Source organism: Polaribacter sp. IC073 (assembly GCF_007997075.1).
GTDB lineage: Bacteria > Bacteroidota > Bacteroidia > Flavobacteriales > Flavobacteriaceae > Polaribacter.
In genome coordinates this window covers 325180-343631 of record NZ_VORS01000001.1, presented here as the reverse complement: position 1 = coordinate 343631, position 18452 = coordinate 325180, and the positions used below count along the sequence as shown (strand labels likewise).

20 protein-coding genes are annotated in these 18452 nt (G+C 30.6%); 16 read left to right on the top strand and 4 right to left on the bottom strand.

The annotated features are described in order from the left end of the window. Positions 1-2 precede the first annotated feature (2 nt). Positions 3-1859 (top strand): glutamine--fructose-6-phosphate transaminase (isomerizing), encoded by a 1857-nt coding sequence (gene glmS / locus ES045_RS01450; RefSeq protein ID WP_147111257.1) that lies wholly within the window; start codon positions 3-5, stop codon positions 1857-1859. A 56-nt stretch (positions 1860-1915) separates the two neighbouring features. Here glmS and ES045_RS01445 read toward each other — a convergent pair whose 3' ends face one another. Both ES045_RS01445 and ES045_RS01440 read right to left on the bottom strand, forming a co-directional pair. Beyond that, entirely contained in the window at positions 1916-2521 is a 606-nt protein-coding gene (locus ES045_RS01445; protein ID WP_147111254.1) for an FAD-dependent oxidoreductase, read from the bottom strand. A 1-nt stretch (position 2522) separates the two neighbouring features. Then, positions 2523-3107 (bottom strand): MarC family protein, encoded by a 585-nt coding sequence (locus tag ES045_RS01440; protein ID WP_147111251.1) that lies wholly within the window; start codon positions 3105-3107, stop codon positions 2523-2525. An 84-nt stretch (positions 3108-3191) separates the two neighbouring features. Here ES045_RS01440 and ES045_RS01435 point away from each other — a divergent pair, with 84 nt between their 5' ends. Then, on the top strand, positions 3192-3761 hold the full coding sequence (locus ES045_RS01435; RefSeq protein WP_147111247.1) for a DUF3109 family protein: 570 nt from the start codon (positions 3192-3194) through the stop codon (positions 3759-3761). Here the strand turns inward: ES045_RS01435 and ES045_RS01430 are convergent. Together ES045_RS01430 and ES045_RS01425 are read right to left on the bottom strand one after the other, a co-directional pair. Then, a complete protein-coding gene (locus ES045_RS01430; protein ID WP_147111244.1) occupies positions 3753-5669 on the bottom strand; it encodes a tetratricopeptide repeat protein in 1917 nt (638 codons plus the stop codon). The two genes, ES045_RS01435 and ES045_RS01430, sit on opposite strands and share 9 nt — an antisense overlap. 3 nt (positions 5670-5672) lie before the next feature. Then, positions 5673-6407 (bottom strand): LytR/AlgR family response regulator transcription factor, encoded by a 735-nt coding sequence (locus ES045_RS01425; RefSeq protein WP_147111241.1) that lies wholly within the window; start codon positions 6405-6407, stop codon positions 5673-5675. Positions 6408-6692: 285 nt separating this feature from the next. Here ES045_RS01425 and ES045_RS01420 point away from each other — a divergent pair, with 285 nt between their 5' ends. The 14 genes from ES045_RS01420 (at position 6693) to tsaB (ending at position 18449) form a co-directional block, all read left to right on the top strand. Next, entirely contained in the window at positions 6693-7430 is a 738-nt protein-coding gene (locus ES045_RS01420) for an energy transducer TonB (RefSeq protein WP_147111238.1), read from the top strand. Positions 7431-7498: 68 nt separating this feature from the next. After that, a complete protein-coding gene (deoC, locus tag ES045_RS01415; RefSeq protein WP_147111235.1) occupies positions 7499-8245 on the top strand; it encodes a deoxyribose-phosphate aldolase in 747 nt (248 codons plus the stop codon). 1 nt (position 8246) lies between these two features. Beyond that, positions 8247-8819, top strand: coding sequence for an acyltransferase (locus ES045_RS01410; protein WP_147111232.1), 573 nt, complete (start codon positions 8247-8249; stop codon positions 8817-8819). A gap of 1 nt (position 8820) precedes the next feature. Further along, entirely contained in the window at positions 8821-10887 is a 2067-nt protein-coding gene (locus ES045_RS01405; RefSeq protein WP_147111227.1) for a gliding motility protein RemB, read from the top strand. A gap of 205 nt (positions 10888-11092) precedes the next feature. Continuing rightward, on the top strand, positions 11093-11995 hold the full coding sequence (gene cyoE / locus ES045_RS01400) for a heme o synthase (protein ID WP_147111223.1): 903 nt from the start codon (positions 11093-11095) through the stop codon (positions 11993-11995). A 9-nt stretch (positions 11996-12004) separates the two neighbouring features. After that, positions 12005-12589, top strand: coding sequence for a heme-copper oxidase subunit III (locus tag ES045_RS01395; protein WP_147111220.1), 585 nt, complete (start codon positions 12005-12007; stop codon positions 12587-12589). 57 nt (positions 12590-12646) lie between these two features. After that, on the top strand, positions 12647-13627 hold the full coding sequence (locus ES045_RS01390) for a cytochrome c oxidase subunit 3 (protein ID WP_147111217.1): 981 nt from the start codon (positions 12647-12649) through the stop codon (positions 13625-13627). A gap of 18 nt (positions 13628-13645) precedes the next feature. Further along, on the top strand, positions 13646-13984 hold the full coding sequence (locus ES045_RS01385; RefSeq protein WP_147111214.1) for a cytochrome C oxidase subunit IV family protein: 339 nt from the start codon (positions 13646-13648) through the stop codon (positions 13982-13984). Positions 13985-14066: 82 nt separating this feature from the next. Beyond that, positions 14067-14717, top strand: coding sequence for a hypothetical protein (locus ES045_RS01380; RefSeq protein ID WP_147111211.1), 651 nt, complete (start codon positions 14067-14069; stop codon positions 14715-14717). Positions 14718-14723: 6 nt separating this feature from the next. Then, positions 14724-15368, top strand: a complete 645-nt coding sequence (locus tag ES045_RS01375) for an SCO family protein (RefSeq protein ID WP_147111208.1) — start codon at positions 14724-14726, stop codon at positions 15366-15368. Next, positions 15361-15900, top strand: coding sequence for a DUF420 domain-containing protein (locus ES045_RS01370; RefSeq protein ID WP_147111205.1), 540 nt, complete (start codon positions 15361-15363; stop codon positions 15898-15900). Before ES045_RS01375 ends, ES045_RS01370 begins: the two co-directional genes overlap by 8 nt. Next, complete coding sequence (locus tag ES045_RS01365; protein WP_147111202.1) at positions 15893-16117, top strand: hypothetical protein; 225 nt, start codon at positions 15893-15895, stop codon at positions 16115-16117. The genes ES045_RS01370 and ES045_RS01365 overlap by 8 nt, the downstream gene beginning before the upstream one ends. A gap of 221 nt (positions 16118-16338) precedes the next feature. Then, positions 16339-17667: a TolC family protein gene (locus ES045_RS01360; protein ID WP_147111199.1), complete on the top strand. Its 1329-nt coding sequence runs from the start codon at positions 16339-16341 to the stop codon at positions 17665-17667. Between the two features lie 95 nt (positions 17668-17762). Then, a complete protein-coding gene (tsaB, locus tag ES045_RS01355; protein WP_147111197.1) occupies positions 17763-18449 on the top strand; it encodes a tRNA (adenosine(37)-N6)-threonylcarbamoyltransferase complex dimerization subunit type 1 TsaB in 687 nt (228 codons plus the stop codon). Positions 18450-18452: the final 3 nt, after the last annotated feature.

Below are 18452 nucleotides of genomic sequence, written 5' to 3'. Positions count from 1 at the left end.
TTATGTGTGGAATTACTGGTTATATAGGCTTTAGAGATGCATATCCTATTGTAATAAATGGTCTTAAAAGGTTAGAATACAGGGGGTATGATAGTGCTGGGATAATGATGTATGACGGTAATAATATTCATCTTTCTAAAACGAAAGGAAAAGTTTCTGAACTAGAAATTATTACAAATAAAGAGGAAGCAAGAAAAGTTGGTAAGATAGGAATGGGACACACACGTTGGGCAACACATGGTGTACCAAATGATGTAAATTCTCACCCTCATTCTTCACAATCAGGAGATTTAGTAATTGTACATAACGGAATTATAGAAAACTATGATTCCCTTAGAAAAGAGTTAATAACCAGAGGATATACTTTTAAAAGTGATACAGATACAGAGGTTTTAATTAACTTAATTGAAGAAGTAAAAAAACAAGAAGGTTGTAAGTTAGGTAAAGCAGTACAATTAGCATTAAATAACGTTATTGGGGCGTATGCTATTGCTGTTTTCGATAAAACAAAACCAGACGAAATAATCGTTGCACGTTTAGGAAGCCCTATTGCAATTGGAGTTGGTAAAGATAATTCTGAGTTTTTTGTGGCTTCAGATGCTTCACCTTTTATTGAATATACGAAAGACGCTATTTATTTGGAAGATGAAGAAATGGCCATCATCAAATTACATAAAGGAATTAAAATACGTAAAATAAAAGACGATTCTTTAGTCGTTGCAGATATTCAAAAATTAAAAATTAGTTTAGAGCAGATTGAAAAAGGTGGTTATGACCACTTCATGTTGAAAGAAATTCATGAGCAACCAAAAGCAATTATAGATACCTATCGTGGCCGAATGTTGGCAAATGAAGGTATTATAAGAATGGCTGGTATAGATGACCACATGAATAAGTTCTTAAATGCAGAAAGAATAATAATAGTTGCCTGCGGTACTTCTTGGCATGCTGGTTTGGTAGGAGAATATCTTATTGAAGACAAAGCTAGAATCCCTGTAGAAGTAGAATACGCATCAGAATTTAGATACAGAAACCCAATAATTACTTCAAAAGATGTAGTTATTGCCATTTCACAATCTGGTGAAACGGCAGATACTTTAGCTGCAATAAAATTAGCAAAATCTAAAGGCGCATTTGTTTTTGGTATTTGTAATGTTGTTGGTTCTTCTATTGCTAGAGAAACAGATGCAGGTGCATATACGCATGCAGGTCCAGAAATAGGAGTTGCTTCAACAAAAGCATTTACAACACAAATTACAGTTTTAACCCTAATTGCGTTAAAGTTAGCGTCTAAAAAAGGAGAAATATCTAAACCAGAATTGGGTAGATTTTTGCAAGAAATGCAATTAATTCCTTCTAAAATAGAAGCACTTTTAAAGATCGATGATAAAGTGAAAGAAATTGCAGCTGTTTATAAAGATGCAAAAAATTGTTTGTATTTAGGAAGAGGTTTTAACTTTCCTGTGGCTTTAGAAGGAGCTTTAAAATTAAAAGAAATTTCATATATTCATGCAGAAGGATATCCTGCAGCAGAAATGAAACATGGCCCAATTGCTTTAATTGATGAAAACATGCCAATTTTTGTAATTGCAACTAATAAAGGACACTATGAAAAAGTAGTAAGTAACATTCAAGAAATTAAATCTAGAGCAGGAAAAATCATAGCAATAGTTACAGAAGGCGATACACAGGTAAGAGATATTGCAGACCATGTAATTGAAATTCCAGAAACAGAAGAAGCATTAACTCCTTTGTTAACTACAATTCCGTTTCAACTACTTTCTTATCACATTGCATTGATGTTAGGTAAAAACGTAGATCAACCAAGAAATTTAGCAAAATCGGTTACGGTAGAGTAATTCGTGTTTTGTTTTTGAAATAAAAAAAAATCCAGCTATTTAGCTGGATTTTTTAGTTATATTTTGTCATGAATTTTCACGTGATTTCCGTCATTCCAAAGTGTTAGAATATCTGTAGCAACCGAGGCTCCACTTCCTGCTGCAATTGCAAACTGACTTCTACAACCGGCAATTGTACCGCAACAATACAGCCCTTTTTTTATGAGGTGATCTTCATTTTTAAGTTGAATTCTATCCTTTGCCAGATTCGCTTTTGCATGTGGTTCAATAAAAGTATCTAAACCTTCAATAGTAAAAGGTTTTGAATAGTTTAAAGCAATAACTACAATTTTAGAGGTGTAAGTATTTTTATTTGTAACTACTTTATATCTCCCTTCAAAATCATCAACAGAAAGCACTTTTTCATCTTCTATTTGTGAAACATCAGGATATAATGTTAGTAATTGCTCTTTTCCTTCATTTAAAATACTTGCTCCTAATGTTTTCGGAGAAAGACCTAAGACATTATTAAACAGTGCATTTTGTAAATGAGATGTTCTTTGGTGCATTACAATTCCCACTTTTTTATTAATGGCAAAAGGTTTATTTTTTGCTGAACCTAAAACCAAAGCACATTGTAAACCAGAAACGCCACCACCTATAATTAATGCATCAAAATTCATATTATAAAAATAGTTCTTTAATATTTGTTGCAAATAATTTCACAGAAATAGCCAATAAAATAACCCCAAATACTTTTCTAATAATTTGTATTCCATTGGGTCCTAAAACACGTTCTATTTTAGAAGATGTCTTTAAAACTATATATAAAAAAATAACATTTAAAAGAACTGCAGCTATAATGTTTTCTATAAAAAACTCTGCTCTTAGAGAAAGCAATGTTGTTAAACTTCCTGGGCCTGCAATTAAAGGAAAAGCTAAAGGAAACACAGAAGCTGTCATTGCATTTACATTGCCATCATCTTTATAAAGGGTAATTCCTAAAATCATTTCTAAGGCGATGAAAAATAGAATTAGAGAACCTGCAACGGCAAAGGAATTTACATCAATACCAATTAAGCTCAATAAACTTTGTCCTAAGAAAAGAAAAATAATCATAATTATACCCGCAATTATAGATGCTTTTCCAGATTGAATATGACCAGCTTTCTTGCGTAAATCGATAATAATAGGAATATTTCCAATAATGTCTATTACTGCAAATAAAACCATAAAGGCCGTTACTATTTCTTTAATATTAAAATTCATAATTCTTTATTTATTTTGCAAAATTAGGCAACTTACTTTACCAAAGTGTAAAATTAAAGAAAATAATTACCTTATTTTTGCAAAATGTTTCAACTAGGAAAAACAATAGTTTCAGAAGATATTATAGAAAAAGATTTTGTGTGTAACCTTTCTGCCTGCGGCGGTGCTTGCTGTGTAGATGGTGAAGCTGGTGCGCCTTTAGATAAGGAAGAGACCAAAATTTTAGAAGATATGTATCCAAAAATAAAACCTTTTTTAAGAAAAGAAGGAATCGAGGTAATCGAAAAACAAGGAGCTTGGGTTACAAGTGAGTGGGGAGAGTTAGAAACTCCGCTTATAAATGATGCAGATTGTGCGTATGTAATTTTCGATGAGAAAAAAACAGCACTTTGTGGTATTGAAGAAGCTTATAACTCTGGTGCAATAGATTGGAAAAAGCCAGTTTCTTGTCATTTATACCCGGTAAGAGTTAAAGATTACAGCGAGTTTTCTGCAGTAAATTACCACAAATGGGAAATTTGTGATGATGCGTGTTCTTTAGGAAAAGAACTACAAGTGCCAGTCTATAAGTTTGTAAAACAAGGTTTGGTAAGAAAATTCGGGCAAAATTGGTATGATGAATTAGAAAAAGTTGCGGTAAAGCATTTAGAATAAAGGAAGTGTAATTACAACCTTTGTGCCTAAAGAATTCTCGTTTTCATCTTCTAAATCTTTATAAATGATAGAAAAATCATTTTTTAAATTTTTAGCAAAATTGGTCAACCTGTCTTTGGTTAAGTTTATACCTATAGATTTTCTATTAATAGTTTTTTCTGCCTTTATTTTGGCGGCGGCTTTTCGTCCAATTCCGTTATCTGAAATATCAATTTGAATATAATTAGAAGATGTTTTATTGATAACAATTGTTATTTTTTTATCATCTTTCTTAGATGACAAACCATGCCATAAAGAGTTTTCTAAGAAAGGTTGCAACACTAATGGTGGAATTTTTATTGATGCTAGATTTAAGGAAGCGTCTGTTTTAATGGTAAAGTCTATTTCATTGGAAAAACGAATATTTTCTATACTCATATAAAGCTTCATTGTTTCTATTTCTTCTGACAAGGTAGTTTCTTGTATTGCAGAAGCTTCTAGTATTTTTCGCATCAGTTTAGAAAACTTATTTAAGTAAGCCGTTGCTTTTTTTTGATTATTCTCTATGATGTATAATTTAATAGAATTTAAAGCATTAAACATAAAATGAGGATTCATTTGACTTCTTAAAGCATCTTGTTTTAATGAAAGAATTTTCTTCTCATTTCTTAATCCTTTTTGTTTATCTATAGAAAATACTACAACAGCAACTAAGGCAAAAATACTTAAAGCCATAATCCATATATTTCTATTTCTTGTAATTTGTAATTGAGCAATTTCATTTTTTTTAGCTAAATATCTTATTTGATTTTCACTACGCTCTTTATCGTACTTTGTTATCAATTCACTAACGTAAAGTAGGTTGCGCTCGTTAAGTATTTTAGCATCTTCTAATTTTGCTTTTTTATAATACGTATAGGCTTTTTTGTAATCTTTTAGCTTGTCATATAATAGGGCTAGGTTCTCATGAGCTTTTACAATAATAATTTGCACGTTAAATGTTGTAGCAATATCTAAAGCCGTTGTTAAATTATTTTTTGCTTCTTCAAATCTATTGAGGTGTAATTGAGCCAAACCTAGCGTATTATAGGTGTTAGCAAGATAATATTTATCTTTATTATGAATAGCAATTTGTAAAACGGTGTCTACCGTACTAAAAGCTTGGTTGTATTTTTTCTGCTTTATTAAAACATCTGCAATACTATACCCACAAATTACGCTACCAATTTTTGATTTTATTTGGTTATTATAATTTAAAGAGATGCGATAATTTTTAAGAGCTTCATCTAAATTACCAAGTTCTTCATGTGCATTACCAATATTTTGATGATTTATAGCAAGACCAAGTTTATTGTCTAGATCTCTCTGCATAACTATCGATTTGCTAAACTCATTTAATGCCAGTTTATACTGTTTTAAAGAGATGTAAATATTACCAATGCTATTTTGAGAAATACTAATACTTTTTTTAATACTAATATTAGGGTTCTTAATTCTAATTGCTTTTTCTAACGCTTCTTGATGATAGTTTAAAGCGTTTCTAATATCGTCTTGTCTTCGGTAAACAGAACCCATAGAATTTAATGTCTTTACTTCAGAAATAGTATCTTTTATTTGGATACTTATACGAAGTGCTTTCTTATATTCAATAATAGCATTGTTAAAAATAGAGTGGTCTCTATAGTATCTACCTAGAGCACCATAGCCATAAAGTTGTCCTTCTAGGTAAGAGCTTTCTGTACTCTTTTTAATAAGCAACTTTAATTTAGTCTCATCTTTTCTATGTTCTAAAAAAATAGAATCTATAACTTTTTGAGAAGAAAATTTATACTCAATAAGAGATGTTATTTGTTGATTTACTTCCTTTAATTGTGAAAAAGAAAGAGCACTTAGAAATAAAAAAATAAGTGCACATAATTTTGACTTCATAAATTAAAATTTATCTAAAAATTCTGTTCTCTTTTGACGGGAAACAGGTATTTTATGATTGTTTTCTAACACCACATACCCATCAGTTTTAAAGAATTCTTTTACTTTTTCTAGGTTGATAATGTAAGAGTTGTGTATTCTAAAAAAAACTTCTTCTGGTAGCAAAGTATGTACCTCCTTTAGTTTTTTGGTGACAACAATTTTTTTGTTATTAGTGGTGTGTATAGTAGAATAATTACCATCAGATTCAATAAAAATAATTTCTTTAGGGTCTAAAAAAATTAGTTTACCATCGGTATTAATAGTAATTTTTTTATTGCTTAATTTTTCATTAAAATTAAGCAATACTTTTTCAACTTTATTAGAGTTTAAAGACCTAAAATTATGTTTTTTAATCTTGGCTATCGTCTCCCCTAAATCGTCTGTATCTATGGGTTTTAATAAATAATCTATAGCATCATTTTTTAATGCTTTTATAGCATATTCACTATATGCGGTTGTAATTATAACAGCAAAATCACGAGACGTAAGTTTCTTTAAAAACTGAAAACCATCCATCGTTGGCATTTCGATATCTAAAAAAAGACAATCAATACTATTATCTGCTAAATAAATTAATGCCTTTTCAGGATTGGTAAACGTAGCAATAACATCTATTTGGTCTTTAAAGTTAGATAATTCCCAAGATAAACCTTGTATTGCTTTAGGTTCATCATCAACAATAACAGCCTTTATCATAAAAAAGAGTTTTATCAAAAATACTATAATATTTGTGTAATGTTTCTTTTTATGTAGTTTATACAGTATTTAGAGCCGTTTATACAATACTAAATTTTTAAGTAGCCTGTATTCATTATTTTTGCAAAGCATTTGGGGGAATGCAATTAGAATTAAGAATAGAGTTTTATGCTGATAAACTTTAGAGTTTATTAGTATTAAAAAAAGGCATCACAATTTTGTGGTGCTTTTTTTTTGGCACGTTAGTTGTTTTAACAAAGTATTAACATATAAAACTTTCTGGTTATGAACAATCTAAAAAAAATACCTGCCAAACAATTAGAAAAGTTCTCTAACATTTTTACTCAGTTAGGACTTGTATTGGTGCTCTTTGTTGTTTACATTTCTTTAGAGCATAAAACCGAGGAAAAAACTATAGCAGCTTTAAATGCGAGAGATCTAAATATTATATATATCGAACCCGAGCAGCAAATAATTATTCGGAAAGAAGCAAAGGCACAACCAAAAGTAACTACAAAACCTATGCAAGTTTTTATTCTTGAAGAGATTGTTAAAGGTGATAATGATATTATTGAGACAATTATAGATATGCCTAAAGAAGCTATTCTAGAAGTAAATATTGATGAAGTAACTGAAATTATAGAACCAGAAGAAGCCGTCCCAGAAACAGTGCCTTTTATTAACATTGAAGATGCGCCTGTTTTTAAAGGATGTGAAGGTTTATCTAAAGAAGAGAACAAGCGTTGTTTTGATAAAAAAATGAAGGAATTTGTGCAGCGAAATTTCAATACTAGTTTGGCAAATGAACTAGGTCTCTATTCTGGCATCCATAAAATTCAGACACAGTTTTTAATTGATGATAAAGGTAATGTGGTTGATATTAAAATTAGAGCACCGCACAAGCAGCTAGAAAATGAAGCAGCTAGACTTATTAAAAAACTACCTAAGTTTACACCAGGTAAACAAAGAAATAGACCCGTAAAAGTAAGGTATGTTTTGCCAATAGCTTTTAGAGTAGAGTAAATATTGGAACCCAACCAAATGGTTGGGTTTTTTTATACTCATACGTTAGAATTTGTTACTTTTGCTCTATGAAAATCAATCAATTTTTAGACGCTACTTATTTAAAAACAGCAGAACAAGCAGGTATTTCTGAACAAGAAAATTTGTTAAAAGTTGTGCAATTGGTAGAAGAAGCTATTGTTTATAGTTATAAGTTGATCATGATTCGGTCTAAATATATAGCAACCGTAAAAAGGTTATTGGTGGCTGCAAAGTCTAAGGTTTTAATAGGTACTGTAATCGATTTTCCTAACGGAAACGCATCCATAGAAAAAAAACTAGAAGAAGCACAAAAAGCAATTAATTTAGATGCAGATGAATTAGATTTTGTTATAAACTATAGTGCTTTTAAAGAAGGTAAAATCGATTTAATAAAAAATGAAGTGACCAATTGTGTTTCACTTTGTCTAACAAATAATAAAATCGCAAAATTCATAATAGAAGTTGCTGCATTATCAAATGAAGAAATAATTGTAATTTCACAACTTATAAAACAGGTTGTTTTAGACAATTTCGGAGAAGAAAATGCAAAATATGTATTTGTAAAATCATCTACAGGTTTTTATAAAACAGAAGATAATGTGCCAAATGGTGCTACTTTAGAAAAAATAAAATTAATTTCTAAAAATGCAAAACCATTAAAGATCAAAGCAGCAGGTGGCGTAAGAGATTATGAAATGGCAATGAAAATGATTGCTTTAGGAATCGATAGAATTGGCACGTCATCTTCAAGAGAAATAATTACTAAAGAACAAAACTTAAACCTAGGTTACTAATTTGAAAGATTTTTTTGCACACGAAACAGCTGTTATAGATGCAGATTGTAGTATTGGTAAGGATACTAAAATATGGCACTTTAGTCATATTATGTCGCATTGTATTATTGGCGAAGGTTGTAATATTGGTCAGAATGTAGTGGTTTCTCCCAAAGTTATTTTAGGGAAGAATGTAAAAGTGCAAAATAATGTTTCTATTTATACCGGTGTTGTTTGTGAGGATGATGTTTTTTTAGGACCATCAATGGTTTTTACAAATGTTATCAACCCAAGAAGTGCTATTATAAGACAAAATGAATACGTACAAACTATTGTAAAAAAAGGAGCAAGCATCGGAGCAAATGCAACCATTGTGTGCGGTAATAATATTGGTGAATATGCTTTTGTTGGCGCAGGAGCAGTAGTTACAAAAGAAATTTTACCTTTTGCTTTGGTTGTTGGTAATCCTTCGAAACAAATTGGTTGGGTTAGTGAATACGGGCATCGTTTAGAGTTTAATAAAAACGGTTTAGCAATTTGTAAAGAGAGCAAACAAGAATATCAATTAGAAAATAATACTGTTATAAAATTATAGAATGATTAAAAAATACCTGTTTCTAGTTTTATTATTTCCATCAATATTTTATGCACAATCAGAAAGATACCCTGTTTATGATGGTTGTAAAGGTTCAGAAATTGCTTCGATTGAAGATTGTTTTTTTTCAATAACAAAAAAACACTTTTTTGCAGAATTTAAAACTCCTGCTATTGTAGAAAATGAACATTATAAAGGGACTGCAAACGTATTATTTGTAGTTACAAAAGAAGGTGATTTTAAAATAATCTATGTAAACACGCCTTATGAAGAAATAAAAGAGGAAGTAGAAAGAGCGTTTAAAGTTTTTCCGAAGATTGTACCAGCAAAATATAATAATAGAGCTGTAGAAATGCAGTTTGAACTTCCTATAAAGTTTCCTGTTGTAAAATATATTGAAGAGAATCAAAATACAGCAACACCTTTAGCTCCAAAAGAAGATTTATTTGTAATTGTAGAGAAAAGTAGAATTGCAGATTCTGTTTTTCTAGAGCATAACAGTCAGTTAAACATTCCATTTACGCATCAGAAATATGTAGATTATGAATTTGCATTACACAAAGCAGAGGGCACGCATACAGCTTCTAAACCTTATGTTTACAGTGAAATTAATAAATACCTAAACTTAACAGAGCAAAAGAAGAAATTTTTAAAACCAGAAGTTAAATCTTGGTTAGGGAACAAAATCTGGAACGAACATTTGTTGCAAGTAAAACAGAAAGACTTTTGGTTTACGTTAGATTTTTTGGTGGATGTGCAAGCAGGAAAAGACAATTCAGATGCTGCTTATACCTATAATAACTCTCGAATTTTGACAGTAAATGGAGGTTTGGGAGATAAATTCTCTTATTCTGCAACAGTCTATGAGAGTCAAGCAAGATTTGCAGATTATGTAAATAGTTATATTTCAAATACATCATTGTTAACAAGACCAAAAAATTCTGAAGGATTGGTTCCTGGAAGAGGGAAAGCCAAAGGATTTAAAGAAGATGGTTGGGATTATCCGGTAGCAGAAGGATATTTGGCATTTCAACCAAATAAATTTATGCAATTTCAGTTCGGAAATGGAAGAAATTTTATTGGAGACGGGTATCGATCTTTCATTCTTTCAGACGTTTCTGCACCAACAACATACCTAAAAATGAAGGTAGATTTTTGGAAACTGCAATACACTAATATTTGGATGTGGAATACAGAACCATCGATATCTTCGGTTTCTAACCCAAATGAACACGCAAGAAAATACATTGCTGCACATTATTTGAGTTTAAATTTGACTAAAAAATTAAATATAGGTTTCTTTGAAACGGCTATTTCTACTGGAGAAAATGGTTTTGATGCTGGATTTTTAAATCCGGTTATTTTTTACAGATCTGTAGAATTTAATAGAGGAGAAGATTCTGGAAACGCTATTATCGGCTTAACAGGAAAGTATAAGTTAAACAATAATATTTCTTTATACTCTCAATTAATTGTTGATGAATTTTCTATTGGAAATCTAAATGAACTTGGCAAATGGCAAAATAAATTTGCATATCAATTAGGAGCTAAATATTTTAATGCCTTTAATGTAAATGATTTATTTCTTCAATTAGAATACAATTATGCCAGACCTTATACATTTGCGCACAAGTCGCCAATTTTAAATTACGGAAACTATAGTCAACCAATGGGACATTTATGGGGTGCAAATTTTTACGAAGCAATTGCAATTGCGCGTTATAAAAAAGACAGATGGTCTTTTAGTGGAAAACTTACCTTAGGTAAAAAAGGTTTCGATTATGAAGACGAGACCGTAAGTTATGGGGGTAACATTTATCAATCTTATGAAGACAGATTTGGCGATACAGGCAATGAATTAGCACAAGGAAATACTGCAAATTTGTTTATTGCAGATTTTCAAGGGAGCTATTTACTAAATCCGGCAAATAATTTAAATCTTTTTGCAGGATTTACCTATCGAAAATTTTCTCCCAAAATAGCTACTGCAGCTTTACCGGAAGGAAATACGGTTTGGTTTTCTGCAGGAATTAGGGCAGATTTATTTAATTGGTACCTAGATTTCTAATTTTTTTTACTTCTTTGTTATTTATATCTAAATAATGTCTATATTTGTAGTGTGATGCTTCTAAAGCATCACACTTTTTCTTTTTCATAGCAATTTTCCCACTCAATTTATTGAGTGGGTTTTTTTATTTATTTAACATCAAAAGCTGTAAAAACTATGGTAAATTCATATTTATCAAATATCTTTGCAAGCTAATTGTGGTGATATGAATACAGCAGTTATTTCAGACAATAAAATATCTATGAAAACTATTATTTCAGACTTTAAACAACTAACCAAAGTTGGTTTGTCTTTAAGTGTTGTCTTTTCTTCTATAGCTGGTTATCTTTTGGCAGTGGAAACTGTTGATTACTTTATACTCTTTCTCTTAGGCCTTGGAGGTTTTTTTATGGTTGGTGCTTCTAATGCATTTAATCAAATTATAGAAAAGGACACCGATGCTATTATGAAGCGTACGCAGAATAGACCTTTACCAACGGGTAGAATGTCTGTAAATGTAGCTCTAACAATTGCAATTGTATTTACCATTCTAGGAATTTCGATACTCTATAGTATCAATCCTAAATCTGCATTGTTTGGTGCAATTTCAATATTTTTATACACATGTGTTTACACGCCATTAAAAGCCGTAACGCCTTTAACTGTTTTTGTAGGTGCAATTCCTGGTGCCATACCTTTTATGTTAGGTTGGGTTGCTGCAACAAATAATTTTGGTATCGAAGCAGGTTTCTTATTCATGATTCAGTTTTTCTGGCAATTCCCGCACTTTTGGGCAATTGGTTGGTTGCAATTTGAAGAATATAAAAAGGCAGGTTTTAACATGTTACCAATGGGCGCTAAAGATAGAGGAGCTATAAAACAGATTATTTTTTATACGCTAATTATGATTTTAGTATCAATAGCACCTGTTTTAAGAGTTTCAGGATCCTTTTATATTTATCCTATAACTGCGGTAATTATAGCTTTATTAGGAATTGTAATGTTGTATTACGGAGTGAAGCTTTATAAAAGCGAAGAAAATATAGACGCAAGAAAATTAATGTTGTCTAGTGTTTTGTACATAACAGTTGTGCAAATTATATATGTAGTAGATAAATTTTTACATTAAAAAAGGAAGATGGAAGAACAAACGTTACAACAAGAATTAACCGTTGCTAAAAGAAAATCTGCAAAACCTATGTTATGGGTTTCTATGATTAGTATGGTCATGTTTTTTGCAGGTTTAACAAGTGCGTATGTAATTAGTATGAAAAGAGATGACTGGGTAACTTTCGATTTACCAGACGCCTTTTACATAGGTACATTCTTAATTATAGCAAGTAGTATTACACTAATGTTGTCTCAACGCTTTTTAAAACAAGATAAAAGACAATTATCACTAATATTAGTAGTAGCAACCTTATTACTAGGAATTGGTTTTATTTGGCAACAATACGAAGGCTTTAATGAACTTAAAAGCCTTGGTTTATATTTTACAGGAAAAGGTAGTACAGTATCAACATCTTTTATAATTGGTATTACTTTAATGCATGTTTTACACCTATTGGCTGGGATCATTGTGCTTTTAGTTGTTATTTATAATCATTTTAAATATAAGTATAAACCAAATGATTTGCTGGGGTTTGAACTCGGTGCAATCTTTTGGCATTTTGTAGATATACTATGGATCTATCTATTTTTCTTTTTCTATTTTATTAGGTGATGAAAAATGATTATTTTTGCAGTACTATTTTTAACATATAATTAATAGATAACATTTATGGAAGCAAATATTGCTGTACCAACTGAGAAAAAAGAAACCTGGGATGGTGGAAACGCTAGACCTTTTGGGGCTAGCTATGGTAAAATGATGATGTGGTTTTTCATCGTATCAGATGCATTAACTTTTACGGGATTTTTAGCAGCCTATGGTTTAACGCGTTTCAAGTTTATTGATTCTTGGCCAATTGCCGATGAAGTTTTTACGCACGTTCCTTTTGTACACGGAGAATTTCCTATGATTTACGTTGCTATAATGACGTTTATCTTAATATTTTCATCTGTAACAATGGTTTTAGCGGTAGACGCTGGGCATCAAATGAAAAAGAATAAAGTAGCTTGGTATATGTTTGCTACTATTATTGGAGGTATTATTTTTGTGGGCTCACAAGCTTGGGAATGGAATACTTTTATTAAAGGTTCTTACGGAGCTGTAAAAACTACAGAAGGTAAAGTGTTGCAGTTTGTAAAAGATGGTAAACAGATTGCCTTGGCAGACTTTGTTACCGGGCCTAAAACAGACGCAATAGAAGAGCATTCTAGAAAAAACGGATTGTGGTTTCAAAGTGGAGAACCAGTTGCTACTTATTCTGTAGCACAAGTTATAAATGCTTACAACGCTAATCCTCAAATTCAGGTGAGAACAGAATTAATGGATTTAGAAAGAAAGCAAAAAACAATTCTCTCTAGAGAAGAAGGTTCAATTCAATTAGCCAAAACTAAAATGGTTGTTGAAGGAGCAAATCTAAAAGCAAACGAGTATGGAAATACAGTTTTTGCAGATTTCTTTTTCTTCATTACAGGTTTTCATGGTTTTCACGTATTGTCTGGAATTATAATTAATATTATCATTTTCTTTAATGTAATCTTAGGAACTTATGAAAAAAGAGGACATTATGAAATGGTAGAAAAGGTTGGTTTATATTGGCACTTTGTAGATTTAGTTTGGGTATTTGTATTTACCTTTTTCTACTTAGTATAATAAATAAAATAGATAGAGATGGCACACGCACACGAATCAAACACAAAAAGAATCTGGATAGTTTTTGGTATTCTTTCTGTTATAACACTAGTAGAAGTTTATTTAGGTATTATTAAACCAGAAGCTTTACACCTACACGGACCAGGAACAAGTTGGTTAAATTGGATTTTTATCATCCTAACCTTAGCGAAAGCTTACGGTATTGCATGGGTTTTTATGCACTTAGAAGGTGAAAAAAAATGGTTTAGACGTTCTATTGTTTGGACGGCAGTCTTTTTAATATCTTATTTAATAACTTTGTTATTAATTGAAGGAGGCTATTTATACGATACACTATCACCACTAGTAAAATGGTAATACAAAATATTAAAAAGGTGGTTTTAACCACCTTTTTTTATACACCAAAAATTAATTGAATAACACGTTTTAAGAGTCACATATGAAGTTTTTTACGAAGAAAAGAGTGGTACTGTTTTTGTTATTTATTTTTCCGCTAATCTGTTTTCTATTACTTTCTACTGGAAAGAATAATTTCACAAAACTACCTGTCATTACAACAAACGTTACTGATGTTTCTGAAATAGACGAAACCAATCAGTTTAAACTTGTAGACCATGTTTCTGTAATTTGTTTTTTAGGCAATGATGTAGATAAAAATAAAGCAGGCTTATTTAACTTAAATGAAAAGATTTATAAAGAATTTACGAAGAATAAAAAGTTTCAGATCATAGCTGTTTTCCCACAAGGAAAAGAAAGTGATGCCCAAAAGCTAAAAAAGGAATTGGGTGCATTTACAGATATGAAGAATTGGCATTTCTTATCCGCTTCTAAAAAAAATATAGAAAGTTTTTATGCAAGTTTTTCTGTTGATGAACCACTTACAGATTTGTCTTCTACAAAAGCATTTTTAGTTGATAAAGGCTTAAGTCTAAGAGGTAGAATTGGCGAAGAAGAAAATATCTTTGGTTACGATATGAATTCTGTTGCAGAGTTAAAAAACAAGCTGAAAGATGATATTAAAGTAGTCTATTATGAATATTATGCTGCTTTTAAAGAAAGAAACGAAAACAACGCAAAGAGAAAAATATAAAATAGCATGAACAAGAAGTATTCTTACATAGGTATTGCATTTATTATTTTATTATTTGGTATTTATACAGTACCAAAGGTTGTAGATCGTTTTAAAGATAACGATTTGGTGAAGTTTGATAAAGTACCAGATTTCGAATTTATCGATCAAGAGGGAGAAACAATTACAAACAAAACGTATGAAGATAAAGTGTATGTTGTAGAATTTTTCTTTTCTACTTGCCCTACTATTTGTCCTATTATGAATGAAAAAATGTTAAGCATTCAAGATGAATTTTTTGGAAATCCTAATTTCGGAATTGCTTCAATCTCCATTACTCCAGAAATAGATACTCCTAAAACCTTAAAGGAATATGCTAAAACTAATGGCATTATACATAAAAATTGGCACTTACTAACAGGTAAAAGTGATGCTATTGTTTATGAACTCTCTAACAAAGGGTTTAAATTATATGTTGGTAAAGGGGAAGATGAACACGGTGGTTTTGAGCACTCTGGTTTGTTTGCTTTAATAGATAAAGACGGTTATATTAGGTCTAGAAGAGATGAATATGGCAATCCAATTATGTATTACAGAGCTATAAAAGAACAAATTTTTGACGATCAAATAAAGGAATTAAAAGAAGATATTAAAATATTGTTGAATGAATAATTTAGCTCAAGAAAAAAAATATAAAAAAATAATTACAGCCTTATCAATCATTATTCCTTTGGCTGTAGCTGCTTTATTTGGTGTAAACCTTAGAAGTTTGGGCTTTGATGTTGCACCGTTAAAATTTCTGCCACCAATTTATGCCTCTATAAATGGTCTAACTGCAGTTTTATTGATTGCGGCAGTCATCGCTATAAAAAAAGGAAATAAAAAGTTACACGAGCAATTTAATACAGCAGCAATTGCATGCTCTCTATTGTTTCTGTTGATGTATATTGCTTACCACATGACCTCAGATTCTACTTCGTTTGGCGGAGAAGGAATTATAAAATATGTGTATTATTTTATTTTAATTACACACATTATTCTGTCTGTTGTTGTTATTCCTTTTGTTTTGATAACCTATATGAAAGCAAAACTAGGAAAGTTCCCAGAGCACAAAAAAATTGCAAAGAAAACATTTCCTTTGTGGCTTTATGTTGCTATTACTGGTGTTATAGTCTATCTAATGATATCTCCTTATTATGTTTAAATATAAAACGATTGCCTCTTTTTTATTAGTATTGGTTCTTACCTCTAAAACTACTTATGCACAATGCGCCATGTGTAAAGCCGTACTAGAAAACGGAAATGGTTCCATGGCAGAAGGTATTAATAACGGAATTACCTATTTAATGGTTTTTCCATACGTTTTAGTTGCTATTTTAATCTTTTCTATCTATCGTTATAATAAGAAGGCAGATATTTAACAGGTAAATAAGTGTAATTAGCTGTAACATATTTTACTTTTAGTCGTCTTACTAGCACTAACAAAAGATAAAGTTGTTCAATTTATAATTGCATGCCTTCAGTTTTGGCGCAAAACTAAAATCGAATGTATTTTAAGTAATTGATTTTTAACTATTTATACTTTACTCTTTTTTGGTACAACTATTGAAAAATCAGTTATAACAATAAAAAATTAAAGATTTTGAAAACCAAACTTATCCTATTTATAGCATTATGTACTTCAATTGCTACTTTTTCACAAAAAAAATGGACGTTAAAAGAAGCTGTAGCTCAGGCATTAGCGAAAAATATTTCTATTCAACAAAATAAATTAAGTGTAGAAATCGCTAAAAAAAATGTTAAAATTGCTAAAGGGAATTTCTTACCAAACTTAAATGGTAATACTGGTGGTAATTTAAATTTTGGTTCTGGTTTCGATCCTGTTTCGAATAATAGAATTTCTACAAGTATTTTTGGGGGTTCTGTTGGTTTAAGTTCTGGCTATACAGTATTTAATGGCTATAGAAATACAAATACATACAAACAAGCGCAACTAGGTGTAGAAACAAGTTTGTATGATTTAAAACAAATAGAAAATGATATTTCTTTAAGAGTTGTAAATAATTATTTAAATGTATTATTTGCTAAAGAAAATTTAGAAGTAGCAAAAGTACAAGCAGCAATTAGTAAAAAACAAATTGAAGCTGCAAATGCTAGGTTCGAGGCTGGTGTTATTGCCAAAGGAGAATTATTAAACTTTAAATCTACGGCGGCAAACGATTTGCAAAATGTTGTTTTTCAAGAAAACGCATTGGATTTAGCGCTGCTAAATATTGCTCAATTATTACAAGAACCCGCAGAAAATTTTGATGTTGCTCCGATAGAGGTAGAAATTCCTTCTGCGAATATGTTGTATAGTAACTCTTCTGCTGTCTTTGAAAAGTCTTTAAATTATATGCCAGAAATTGCAAGAGCTAAATTAGATATCGAAAATGCTGATTTTAATATAGCAATTTCAAAAAGTAGTTTTATGCCTACAATTAATGCAACAGCGGGTCTATCTACAAACTATGGTTTTAATTTAAACTTACCAGACGGAGTTTCAAACACCGCTTTATTTACACAATTAGATAACAACCTTGGTTACGGTATAGGTTTCAATGTAAGCATTCCTATCTTTAACAGATTTCAAACAAAGAATAGAGTAGCGCAGTCTTTAATCAATAAAGAAATATCTGAAACCAGATTAGAAAGTCAGAAATTAATATTAAAACAAACCATAGAACAAGCTTTTCTAGACGTAAAATCTGGATTGAAAGCGTTTGAAGCTGCAAAAATCTCTTTAGAAGCACAAAAAGAAGCATTTAAAAATGCACAAGAAAGATACAATTATGGGGCAATGACGTTGTTCGATTTCGATTTGGTAAGAACACGTTTGGTAAATGCAGAGGGGGCTATGATTCGTTCTAAATACGATTATGTTTTTAAAACGAAAGTGTTACAATTCTATTCCGGAGAATTGGTTTTTTAATTAAAAAGTAAAAATTACAACACAACCTCACACGTTTTTATAACCTGTGGGGTTTTTGTTTTTTTGAAATACTATCTTTGTAAAAAACATAGAAATTGGCAATTATCCTAAACATAGAAACTTCAACAAAAAACTGTTCTGTAAATCTTGCAAATAATGGTGAAATCATCGCAATTAAAGAATTAAATAATGGTAATTATTCGCATGCAGAAGTTTTACATTCTTTTATAGATATTATTTTAACAGAAGGAAACATATCTAAAGAAGAAATAGATGCTATAGCAGTAAGTAAAGGCCCTGGTTCTTATACGGGTTTAAGGATTGGTGTTTCTGCCGCAAAAGGACTTTCATTTGCCCTAGATAAGCCGTTAATTTCTATTGATACTTTAACCTCCTTATCGCATGCCATTTCTGTAGCAAAAGGTAGTATTGTTCCTATGTTAGATGCTAGAAGAATGGAGGTTTATGCAGCTGTTTTTGATGAAAATCATCAACAAATAAGAGACATAAAAGCAGAAATTATTGATGAAACTTCTTTTTCTGAAGCCTTATGCAATGGAAAAGTTTATTTTTTAGGTGATGGATCTCAGAAATGTAAAGAAGTAATTACGCATGCAAATGCAGTTTTTATTGATGATAAATTTCCTTCTTCAAAAGAAATGGCAGCATTATCTAATATTAAGTACAAAAAAAACGACATCGAAGATGTCGCTTATTTCGAGCCTTTTTATTTAAAAGACTTCGTGGTTATTCCAGAAAAGAAAAAGAAACCTACGTTTTAACTC

Excerpts from the sequence above, each read along its gene's own strand:
- ES045_RS01385 (WP_147111214.1), top strand. The coding sequence starts at position 13,646 with ATGGCACACGCACACGAATCAAACACAAAAAGAATCTGGATAGTTTTT.
- ES045_RS01435 (WP_147111247.1), top strand. The coding sequence starts at position 3,192 with ATGTTTCAACTAGGAAAAACAATAGTTTCAGAAGATATTATAGAAAAA.
- ES045_RS01405 (WP_147111227.1), top strand. The coding sequence starts at position 8,821 with ATGATTAAAAAATACCTGTTTCTAGTTTTATTATTTCCATCAATATTT.
- ES045_RS01365 (WP_147111202.1), top strand. The coding sequence starts at position 15,893 with ATGTTTAAATATAAAACGATTGCCTCTTTTTTATTAGTATTGGTTCTT.
- ES045_RS01430 (WP_147111244.1), bottom strand. The coding sequence starts at position 5,669 with ATGAAGTCAAAATTATGTGCACTTATTTTTTTATTTCTAAGTGCTCTT.
- ES045_RS01370 (WP_147111205.1), top strand. The coding sequence starts at position 15,361 with ATGAATAATTTAGCTCAAGAAAAAAAATATAAAAAAATAATTACAGCC.
- ES045_RS01375 (WP_147111208.1), top strand. The coding sequence starts at position 14,724 with ATGAACAAGAAGTATTCTTACATAGGTATTGCATTTATTATTTTATTA.
- deoC (WP_147111235.1), top strand. The coding sequence starts at position 7,499 with ATGAAAATCAATCAATTTTTAGACGCTACTTATTTAAAAACAGCAGAA.
- ES045_RS01380 (WP_147111211.1), top strand. The coding sequence starts at position 14,067 with ATGAAGTTTTTTACGAAGAAAAGAGTGGTACTGTTTTTGTTATTTATT.
- ES045_RS01425 (WP_147111241.1), bottom strand. The coding sequence starts at position 6,407 with ATGATAAAGGCTGTTATTGTTGATGATGAACCTAAAGCAATACAAGGT.
- ES045_RS01440 (WP_147111251.1), bottom strand. The coding sequence starts at position 3,107 with ATGAATTTTAATATTAAAGAAATAGTAACGGCCTTTATGGTTTTATTT.
- ES045_RS01445 (WP_147111254.1), bottom strand. The coding sequence starts at position 2,521 with ATGAATTTTGATGCATTAATTATAGGTGGTGGCGTTTCTGGTTTACAA.
- ES045_RS01390 (WP_147111217.1), top strand. The coding sequence starts at position 12,647 with ATGGAAGCAAATATTGCTGTACCAACTGAGAAAAAAGAAACCTGGGAT.
- cyoE (WP_147111223.1), top strand. The coding sequence starts at position 11,093 with ATGAATACAGCAGTTATTTCAGACAATAAAATATCTATGAAAACTATT.
- ES045_RS01420 (WP_147111238.1), top strand. The coding sequence starts at position 6,693 with ATGAACAATCTAAAAAAAATACCTGCCAAACAATTAGAAAAGTTCTCT.
- glmS (WP_147111257.1), top strand. The coding sequence starts at position 3 with ATGTGTGGAATTACTGGTTATATAGGCTTTAGAGATGCATATCCTATT.
- ES045_RS01395 (WP_147111220.1), top strand. The coding sequence starts at position 12,005 with ATGGAAGAACAAACGTTACAACAAGAATTAACCGTTGCTAAAAGAAAA.